9 protein-coding genes are annotated in these 9232 nt (G+C 51.6%); 7 read left to right on the forward strand and 2 right to left on the reverse strand.

The annotated features are described in order from the left end of the window. Window positions 1-607 precede the first annotated feature (607 nt). Window positions 608-1246, reverse strand: coding sequence for a helix-turn-helix transcriptional regulator (locus B2118_RS05560; protein ID WP_428053968.1), 639 nt, complete (start codon window positions 1244-1246; stop codon window positions 608-610). A gap of 497 nt (window positions 1247-1743) precedes the next feature. On the opposite strand from B2118_RS05560, the gene B2118_RS05565 reads away from it, so the two are divergent. The 5 genes from B2118_RS05565 to B2118_RS05585 all read left to right on the forward strand — a co-directional run bounded on the left by B2118_RS05565 (window position 1744) and on the right by B2118_RS05585 (window position 6622). Continuing rightward, entirely contained in the window at window positions 1744-3132 is a 1389-nt protein-coding gene (locus B2118_RS05565; protein WP_428053970.1) for a YfcC family protein, read from the forward strand. Window positions 3133-3187: 55 nt separating this feature from the next. Then, a complete protein-coding gene (locus B2118_RS05570) occupies window positions 3188-3499 on the forward strand; it encodes a hypothetical protein (protein ID WP_428053972.1) in 312 nt (103 codons plus the stop codon). 172 nt (window positions 3500-3671) lie between these two features. Beyond that, on the forward strand, window positions 3672-4073 hold the full coding sequence (locus B2118_RS05575; protein WP_428053974.1) for a hypothetical protein: 402 nt from the start codon (window positions 3672-3674) through the stop codon (window positions 4071-4073). After that, a complete protein-coding gene (locus B2118_RS05580) occupies window positions 4070-5377 on the forward strand; it encodes a terminase large subunit domain-containing protein (protein ID WP_428053976.1) in 1308 nt (435 codons plus the stop codon). Before B2118_RS05575 ends, B2118_RS05580 begins: the two co-directional genes overlap by 4 nt. 87 nt (window positions 5378-5464) lie before the next feature. After that, window positions 5465-6622, forward strand: a complete 1158-nt coding sequence (locus B2118_RS05585; protein WP_428053978.1) for a hypothetical protein — start codon at window positions 5465-5467, stop codon at window positions 6620-6622. A 267-nt stretch (window positions 6623-6889) separates the two neighbouring features. Here B2118_RS05585 and B2118_RS05590 read toward each other — a convergent pair whose 3' ends face one another. Next, on the reverse strand, window positions 6890-7069 hold the full coding sequence (locus B2118_RS05590; protein WP_428053980.1) for a hypothetical protein: 180 nt from the start codon (window positions 7067-7069) through the stop codon (window positions 6890-6892). Between the two features lie 82 nt (window positions 7070-7151). On the opposite strand from B2118_RS05590, the gene B2118_RS05595 reads away from it, so the two are divergent. Continuing rightward, window positions 7152-8645 (forward strand): portal protein, encoded by a 1494-nt coding sequence (locus B2118_RS05595; protein ID WP_428053982.1) that lies wholly within the window; start codon window positions 7152-7154, stop codon window positions 8643-8645. Window positions 8646-8847: 202 nt separating this feature from the next. Further along, complete coding sequence (locus B2118_RS05600; RefSeq protein WP_428053983.1) at window positions 8848-9150, forward strand: hypothetical protein; 303 nt, start codon at window positions 8848-8850, stop codon at window positions 9148-9150. The last annotated feature ends 82 nt before the right edge of the window (window positions 9151-9232 follow it).

Genomic DNA, 9232 nt, shown 5'->3' on the forward strand with positions numbered 1-9232 from the left:
TTCCCGAACCCTGCGGGCCGCCAGCCCCTCGGGGATGACAACCTAAAAGAGGTATTATCCCAGAGGGAAGCCGGCCGCTCGCTAGGGGTAATGTAATCTAATATTTTTTAAATGACAGCAAAAAACAAGTGTTATTCCTGTTGGGGGTGGGCCTAGTTGCTGTAATAAAGCGAGACCCCTGTGTTTATTCAACGCAGGGGTCTCAATCAGCCGATTTGTCCATAATTACTCACTTTCCGTAGTAACAGGTACTCCAACAGTTCAAAGTTTTGCGGCGCCACACAGGGCCTGCCGGTGGTTGCGCCGCCCCATACCTCTGGCGAACTCCAACTGCCCTCAAGCAGCCGGCCCAAAGTTTGTGCAGCGGCCTTGCATACCAAACGCACCTGCTCCGTGTTGTACAATCCTCAAAGAACTTTTTTTCTGCTTCCCGGTCCTCTGCCGTGCCACGCTCTTCGCGCCCGCAAGGCAAACAATCGGGAACAGTTGTCATCCGTTCACACCGCCAGACGTCATCAGGAAAGGCTGGCGCGCCGGGGTAGTTTTCTGTCGGCCCTTACTAGGGATATGAATAGTATAGTGGAATTCCGGCCGAAATCAAGGGGAATTATCCAATATAATCCATTTTTAATACCACAAGGCCCAAGGGGCGCGTTTCGTCCGTCGGAAGCGTCTGCCCGGTAGCGGCCAAAAGCGTTTGATCTTGCACCTTGGCAAGCAGGCTTTGGCCACCTGCCCAAATTAGCATTGTTTTGCCGTCCGCCCACTCGTTTGCGGGCTTAATAAGCCACAGGGCATTATTTATGTCCAGCAAATATTTGCCGCCTTGGGTGCGTTGGCGGGGCAAGGTCCACCACTCGGTTACCTCGCACCCGGTTAATGCCGGGTAGTGCAAGGGGGCGGCGGATAAAAGCGGTATGGAAACGCTGTTGCTTTGCGCGGCAGAATTGTCAGCACTGTAAGCATTTTCCGGCCCTTGGGCATCGCGTAAGGCGGGCAGAGGGGAAAACGGGTGCGCCTCGGGATACGTGGTAATGGGGGTAAAAAGCCGCATAACGGAAAACTCATCCAGCCCGAAAAGTTGCGCCATTTGGGCCACATACCCCTTAGAGGGGCGGCGTTTTCCGGTTGTCCACAGGGCCACCGTGGCGGTGGAAACTTGCAGGAGCCGTGCTAACTTGGCTTGGGCTCCGCGCAATACGCCGCCGTTCCATTTTTCCAGTTGTTTTTCAAACTTATTTATCATCGGCTCCTCTCTAAAAAGTGGCTGGGCCCAAGTAGGACCAAAAAATACTTGACAAATGCTAACAATACTTACTATACTAACATTTATAAACAAGCCCTAACTTGTTTATATTCTCCGGGCGTACAAAGTTGCCTCTATCCTTACAGAAGCAAATCCGTCTGCCGGACCCGGCAGTTTAGGCCGCGCCCGCGGCCCCAATATTTTGTGCGCTCTTGCTTGCGTGTATCCCGCCAGGGGGCGCAAGTTTATTGTAGCAAATAAAAAGATGTTTGGGTTAGCAAAGTTAAGATTCCAACGCGTCCGCCCTATGTTAAAAAGGCTTCCGGCCGATTGGCTTAACTTTGCTAACCACATCTTCCCACTATGTGTTTCTACTTCATTTTTTATCTGGTGGGCGTTATCAGCCTGGTATGCTTTGCGCGCGATTTGGCGGACTTTTTTAGCCGCTAAATGGAATTTTCAGGCGGGGTATAGGGGAAATTATCTATAATGTAAAAATGAAATCAGGTTTTTCCCTTAACATTTACGGCCTAATTTTTGCCATTATGCTGGTTATGGCCGCGCTGACGTACCTCCTGCCCGCCGGGCAGTATGACACCGTCCAAAAGGACGGCCGTTCCTATACCGTGGCCGGGTCCTACCATAAGGTGGAGTCCAACCCGCAGGGCCTTGCCGCCGTGCTGACGGCTCCCGCCAAGGCCTTTGGCGATTGTGCCGACATCATTGTGTTTATTTTTATTACCGGGGCGATTTTTACCATTTTGGAACGCACCGGCACGGTAAACGCCGTGATTTTGGGCACCAGTTATTTGTTCTCGCGCACGGACGCCCTCAAAAAGTTTTTTATCCCGGTCAGTATGATTTTGTTTTCGCTGGGAGGGGCCGTCTTCGGTATGGAGGAGGAAACCCTTATCTTCATCCCGCTGTTTATCCCGCTGGCGCTCTCGCTGGGGTATGATACGGTGGTGGGGGTGAGTATTCCCTTTTTAGGCGCGTGGGTGGGGTTTGGCTCGGCGTTTATGAACCCGTTTACGGTCGGCATTTCCCAAGGTATTGCGCAACTGCCGCTTTATTCTGGCTTGGGATACCGCTTTGCCGTGTGGGCCATTTGCACGGGCGTGGTGATTTGGTTTGTTACGTGGTACGGGGAAAAAGTGCGCAAAAATCCCACCAAAAGTATCACTTACGAGGCCGATAAAGAAAAACGCAAAAACCTGCATTTAAACGTGCTGGAAAAGCCGCATTTTAAAGCCTCGCATATTTGGATTTCGGTTGTTTTTACCTTGGGTATGGCCGCGCTTGTGTATGGGGTGGCGGTTTATCATTGGTATATTATTGAAATTTCCGGCCTGTTTTTGGGCGTAGGGTTGGTGGCGGCGGTTATCGGCCGCTTGTCCTTGAACCAAACGACGGACGCGATTATTGACGGGGCGCGCAGTATGGTTAGCGTGTCTATTATGCTGGCCTTGGCGCGCGCGATTGTGGTGATTGCTTCCGACGGGCGCATTTTGGATACAGTTTTGCACGCCATTGCGCAAATTATCGGCCAGCAGCATCCCTTGGCCGCGGTGGAGGGGATGTTCTGGGCGCATACATTTATTAACTTCTTTGTGGCGTCCGGCTCCGGCCAGGCCGTGCTGACAATGCCCGTAATGATTCCGCTGTCGGACTTACTGGGTATCAGTCCGCAACTTTCTATTTTGGCCTACCAGTTCGGCGAAGGCTGGACGAACGCCATTATTCCCACGGCTCCCGTTACAATGGCCGCTATCGGTATGGCGGGGATCCCGTGGCTTAAATGGGCGCGCTGGAACTTGGGCCTGCAAATTGTGCTGGCCGTGCTTTCTATGCTGCTCTTAATCCCGCCGTATTTACTGCATTGGTAGCCTGATTTATTTGTTTGAAGGCCCCTCTTGCAGGGGCCTTTTTTATGTCCTTTTTATGAATTTATCCGCTAAAATTGACTTGGAAAACCGCATTTTTGCCCGGGCGGCGCGTTTATCTGCCCCGGTGGACGGCGTGCGCGGGTGTTTATCGGCGCCTGCGGACGATGCTTATTTGCAATCGTTGATAAGCGTGTATAACCGCTTTTTTGCGGACGAAAACCGGGCGTTTTTGCCCGAGGAAGATTCCTCTTTAACGTGGCGGTATTTTAGGCAAGAGAGGCGTTTTTTGCCCTTTTTATGTCCTATAAAAGGCGTACCGTTTTTTGCGTGTGATTTTAAGGCAAATTTATTTTTCTTGCAAAATTAATTTGACAAATAAAAAATACTTTGCTATAATATATTTATAATTACAAAGCGCAAAAAAGCGGTTTGTAATTTTTTTATCTCCGGGCGACCCGCCCACGCTTTCCTTTTACTTTCCGAATATGCAAAACGGGACGTTTTCATTGTCCCGCAATTCTTATTTGGAGTTTTTCAATATGCCAGCCAAAAAACCGCTTTCCTATCAGCCGGAATATTGCGAGCGTTTGCTTGCTTTTTTTAATGTGGCCCCGTTTACCGTTACCGAAGTGCAAAAGCGCGACGGCAGCATTAGTTTGGTGGAAACCGCCGCAGAACTACCCACCTTTGCGGCCTTTGCCAAAATGCTGGGCACCACTTGCGAGGTCCTTTCCAGTTGGGAGAAAAAGCACCCTGTCTTCCGCTTGGCCGCCCAAAAGGCGCGCGACTTGCAGGGCAATATTCTCATCCAAAACAGTCTGCGGGGCAATTATTCCTCGTCCTTTGCGGTGTTTACCGCCAAAAATCTTTTGGGGTGGAAGGACGGAAAAGAGGACGGAGCACGCCCGGATATCGTCGTGCGCTGGGAGGAAAACAAATGAATAAGACCCGTATCGTTATCCCGTATTCGCCGCGCCCCGTGCAGGCGCAAATTCACCCGCAGTTGGAAACCCACCGCTTTTGTGTGCTCGTTACGCACCGCCAACTGGGCAAAACGGTCTGCGCCGTCAACCATTTGCTTAAAAAGGCCCTGCAAAATCCGCTTCCGCACGCGCGGTATTTTTATATTGCGCCCTTTTTAAAGCAGGCCAAAATGATTGCCTGGGATTATGTTAAACGCTATACCGCGCCCCTGCCGGACGTTACCGTAAACGAAAGTGAACTGGCCGTCCGCCTGCCTAACGGCGCGCGGATTTGGGTGTGCGGGGCCGATAACCCCGATGCCTTGCGCGGCACCTATGCCGACGGGGTGGTACTGGACGAATACGCCCAAATCAAGCCCGATGTGTTTACCGAAATCATCCGCCCGATGCTGTTGTCGCGCGAGGGGTGGGCGGTTTTTATGGGCACGCCAAAAGGGCAGAACGCCTTTTTTGAACTTTTTAACCGGGCGCAAAAGGCCGCTTTATCCGAGCCTTCCGTTTGGTGGACGGGCGTTTTTAGGGCGGACGAATCGGGCGTAATTTCTCCCGCCGAACTGGCGCGCTTAAAGCGTGAAACGCCGGACACCATTTTCCGCCAAGAATATTTGTGCGATTTTACCGCCAGCGCAGAAAATGTGTTAATTCCCATAGATTTGGTGCTGTCCGCCTGCGCCCGCGCGTATAGCCCGGCCGAGGTGCGCTTTGCCCCTAAAATTATGGGCATTGACCCCGCCCGCTTTGGCGACGACAGAAGTGTTATTTTTTGCCGGCAGGGGTTAAAAACATTTGAGCCGCTGGTGTTCCGCCATATTGACAATATGACGCTGGCTGACCGTGCCGCGCGGCAGATAAACCTTTTTCACCCGGACGGTGTATTTGTAGATGCCGGGTGCGGCGGGGGCGTGATTGACCGCTTGCGCCAACTGGGCTTTTGCGTAACCGAAGTACCCTTTGGCGGAGCCTCGCTTTTCCCCGCGCAGTACGCCAACAAGCGGGCGGAAATGTGGGGCGAAATGGCCCGTTGGTTAAAGGCCGGTGGCTCGTTGCCGCCGTCGCCCGAATTAAAGGCCGATTTGTGCCAAGTGTGCTACGAGTACGACGCGGCGGGGCGGATGCGCTTGGAGTCCAAAGATAAATTAAAGGAGCGGTGCGGCCAAAGCCCGGACTTGGCCGACGCACTCGCGCTGACCTTTGCGGCGCCCGTCCGCCCCAGAAGTTTGGGCGTAAAAGAATTTGCCGGGTGCGAGTACGACGTGATATAAGGCCTATATTTTAGTGGGTCCTTTTACCTTTAAAAAATAGGTCCAAGGACTCTGTTTAAAAGGATTCAAAATACATATAGTAACCTTATGAAGATAATTCCTGTATTGGCGGTTTTGTGCTTGGCTACCCCTCTGTTTGCGCAGAAGCAAATTACGGCTTCCGTGCGCGCGGCGGGGCGTGTGGCGCAAATAACCCGCAATACAGCCACTACTTGGCGGGGTCCGGCTCACAGCGGTATGTTGTTTGAACAGTTGCAGCAAGAAATTGCCCGCTTAAAAGCGCCACCCTCTAATGTGCCTCCGGCGTGGATAACTAAACCGGAAAATATGAGTTTAGCCTTAAAGTTAGGTGCCAGTTTAAAGGAGCGCCAAGCCCAATTGCGCGCGTTGCCCCGTGCGGGCCTTGATGAACTTAAAACGGTGCGCAAACAGGCGGCGGAAACCTTGGCCGCTAAATTAAAGGGCCGTCAGTTGATTATGATAGGCGAAACGCATTACCAGCCGCAGGCCCGTGCACAGATTAAGGAATTAATCTTTCGCTTGCGCGAATTAAATCCCGGCAAACGGGTAGTTGTGTTTACGGAGTTTTTAAATTTAGATGAATTGCCCCGTGTGAAGGGGGAATACTCCAAATATGACTATTACCGCCGCGGCGGCGAAGGATTAAGCCGCGCCACGCGGGAAACGGTTGATAATAAACGGACTATTTGGGTGGAAAACGACCACGCCAAGTACGAAGCCTATGCCGGGGATGTACTCTATCCGCTCGTAGAAAGCGGCGTAGAAGTTTATCCGTTAGAGAACCCGGAACATATCAAGATGTACCGCTCGGAACTTTCTTCGTTTTCTGTCGTAGCCGAGCGCAACAAAAATTGGGCCCGCCAAATGGACGTAAAAATGCGGGAAGTCCGCCAAACGGACCCCGATGCGGTTTTTATTGTATATGCCGGGGCTTCGCACGTGGCTTACCATATGCTTTACGCAATGCCTAAATTCTTTGCGGGGGAAAATACCGCCGTGGTAAATGTGCAGGCAGAACACCCGCTGGGGAATTTCCCGGTGGTGAACGTATGGGGGGAAAACAGCGCATTTTATAACCCCTTTGCCCGGCCCGAACGCTTTGCCTGGCTTTATAAAAAACAGCAAGCCCCTGTGCTTTTTTATTGGAACGAAGCCAACGCCAAAAAAATGGCCCGCTTGTCCGGCTTTGATTATGTACTCCTCTTGCCGAAAGCGGCTAAATAATCAGCCTGTAAAATAAGCCTTATTTTCCTAAAAAAATAAAAATATTTGCTTAAAATTTAAGTAAAATACGAAATCTTTTAAAATATTGCTTGACAAAATGCTATTTTTTATGATAAAATAAAAAATATAGAAGTTACGCAGTATTCCTATTATTTCCCAACAATTTTTGTAGTGTAATTAAAAGCGTCTTTTATATGCTTTTATAGGCTTTTTTGACATAAAAAAACCCGCTCGTTAGAGCGGGCAAAAAAGCAATCCAACAGGTTTTTATACCGGGTTTCCTACCAGGCCCAAGGCCAACAACCCCAGTAAAATAACCGTCAGCAAAATAGAAATCCAAGTAGCGGATTTTTTGCTCTTCTTTGGAAACACCTTGCGCGTGATAATGTAAAATCCCGGAAACGCAAGCAAAATCACAAATACAAAAATCGTAATTAATCCCATCATAGTCGTACCTCTTTTGTTATTCTAATAAATTTTTACCGTTTGCGCACGCCCGTGCGCGAAAAAAACGGGTTAATTCCTACCTATGAAAAATAATATTCAACCAAAGACCGATTATCTGCGCCTTTACGGCGAACTGAAAAGCGAGCGCGCCACCTGGTTGCCCGCTTGGAAGGACCTCTGCGCTTACTTGGCGCCTACGCGGGGCTTTTTTGACGGGCAAACGCCCAACCAAGGCCGCCGCTTGGACCACAAAACCTTGCTGGACAGCGACCCGTGTTTAGCGGTGGAAATTCTTTCCGCCGGGATGATGAGCGGGCTGACGAGCCCGGCAAGAAGTTGGTTTGACCTGGGGCTTGCCCCGCGCGAACTGTCGGACGCTCCCGGCGTGCGCGAGTGGCTCACCGAAGTAAAAAAACGCTTGGAGGACGCCTTTGCGGCGAGCAATGTGTATAGCACGCTCCATATGTTTTACCAAGAAATTGCCGTCTTTGGCACGGCGGCCTTTTTGCTGGAAGAAGACCCGCAAAAAGGGATTCGCTGCCGTCCCTTTACCATTGGGGAATATTGCTTGGGCACCGATTCCTTGGGTCGCGTGAACCGCTTCGGGCGCGAGTTCTTTCTAACGGTTCCGCAAATGCGCGAAGCCTTTGGCCTTGAAAATCTGCCGCCCTCTTTACTGGTATCGTCCGCTCCAAACCGCTACCATAAAATTATCCACCTGATTTTGCCCAATAAAGATTTTTCCCGGGAGTGCCTGGATAACCGCCGTATGCCTTATTTATCCGTGTATTTAACGGAGTCCGGCCATTTGCTGCGCCAAAGCGGATACCGGGAGTTCCCGGTGATTGCCGCCCGCTGGGAAGTAAAACACGCGGCGGATGCGTACGGGCGCGGGCCGGGGTGGAAGTGTCTGGGCGACGTAAAAATGCTTCAAAAAATGCAAAAGGCCAAGTTGGTGGCATTGGATAAAAATACCAATCCGCCCGTAATGGTGTCGGCCAATGTGCAGGGCGAAGTGAATTTACTGCCCGGCGGGATTACCCGCTACAACGGCACGACGGACGCGGCGGTAAAACCCGCGTATCAGGTGCAGGCCGATTTATCGTCCTTGGAAAATGCCATTTCGTCCGTCAGAAGCACGGTTCGCGCGCAGTTTTTTGCGGACGTATTTTTAATGCTTTCCGCGCAAAATTATTCCAATATGACCGCCGCCGAGGTGGCCGAACGCCACCAGGAAAAAATGCTGGTGTTGGGCCCCGTATTGGAGCGGCTTAAAAACGAGCTGTTGGATCCGCTTATTGACCGTGCCTTTGCCTTGCTCTACCGCCAAGGTTTTCTGCCGCCCGCGCCCGAAAGCGTGCAGGGCCTGAAAATGAAGGTAGAATATGTGTCCCTTATTGCGCGTGCGCAAAAAGCCGCGGGGCTTTCGTCTCTTGTCCAAGGTATTAATTATGCGGCCACGCTGGCGGCGGCTAATCCACAAGTAGGCGAGCGGGTGGATTACAACCGCGCGCTGGAAGAAGGACTTAACGCCTTGGGCGTAGCACCCGCCTTATTAAAAAATTCGGAAAAGTAAAAGCAAAATGAAAAACCGCTCCCGGGCGCGCCTTTATAAGCGAGCGGCCCGAAAGCGGAGTGAATACGGCTCCCGGAACCCCGTATTTGCCTATCAAAAACCGCATAAGCGTTGGGGCAGGCGTCTAAAATTACCGCACGCTGCCCCTGCCGCGGGAGAGAACCGCACCGGCTCCGGCTTCTCTCCCGTCTATATAAAACCTATGAACGAAAAACAATTAAAAAAACGCAACGCCTGCGATTTGCAGGCCGTTCTAAAAACCGTACAGGGCCGCCGTGTGCTATGGCGTATTTTGCAGGCCTCCGCCCTGTGCCAGCACGGCTTTGTGCCGGGCGATGCCTGCGCGACGGCCTTTCATTGCGGGCAAAGGAGTTTGGGGCTTTTTCTGCTGGCGGAAATAGAAGAAGCCGCCCCGTCCGCCTACGCACAAATGCGGGGGGAATATTTGTCCGAAGTGAAAGCGGAACAACAACAGGTAAACCGCCAAAGTGAGGAATTAATATGAGTGAAGAAACAACCGATTTAAACGCCCCGGCCGCTCCGGCATTAGAGCCGGACAAGCGGGCGGACGTACCCCAAGACCCGCC

It is taken from the genome of Candidatus Avelusimicrobium stercoris, assembly GCF_002437085.1.
Taxonomy (GTDB): Bacteria; Elusimicrobiota; Elusimicrobia; order Elusimicrobiales; family Elusimicrobiaceae; genus Avelusimicrobium; species Avelusimicrobium stercoris.

Bases quoted from the DNA above. Each gene is read 5' to 3' on its own strand.
- B2118_RS05560 (WP_428053968.1), bottom strand. From the start codon at position 1,246: ATGATAAATAAGTTTGAAAAACAACTGGAAAAATGGAACGGCGGCGTA.
- B2118_RS05565 (WP_428053970.1), top strand. From the start codon at position 1,744: ATGAAATCAGGTTTTTCCCTTAACATTTACGGCCTAATTTTTGCCATT.
- B2118_RS05570 (WP_428053972.1), top strand. From the start codon at position 3,188: ATGAATTTATCCGCTAAAATTGACTTGGAAAACCGCATTTTTGCCCGG.
- B2118_RS05575 (WP_428053974.1), top strand. From the start codon at position 3,672: ATGCCAGCCAAAAAACCGCTTTCCTATCAGCCGGAATATTGCGAGCGT.
- B2118_RS05580 (WP_428053976.1), top strand. From the start codon at position 4,070: ATGAATAAGACCCGTATCGTTATCCCGTATTCGCCGCGCCCCGTGCAG.
- B2118_RS05585 (WP_428053978.1), top strand. From the start codon at position 5,465: ATGAAGATAATTCCTGTATTGGCGGTTTTGTGCTTGGCTACCCCTCTG.
- B2118_RS05590 (WP_428053980.1), bottom strand. From the start codon at position 7,069: ATGATGGGATTAATTACGATTTTTGTATTTGTGATTTTGCTTGCGTTT.
- B2118_RS05595 (WP_428053982.1), top strand. From the start codon at position 7,152: ATGAAAAATAATATTCAACCAAAGACCGATTATCTGCGCCTTTACGGC.
- B2118_RS05600 (WP_428053983.1), top strand. From the start codon at position 8,848: ATGAACGAAAAACAATTAAAAAAACGCAACGCCTGCGATTTGCAGGCC.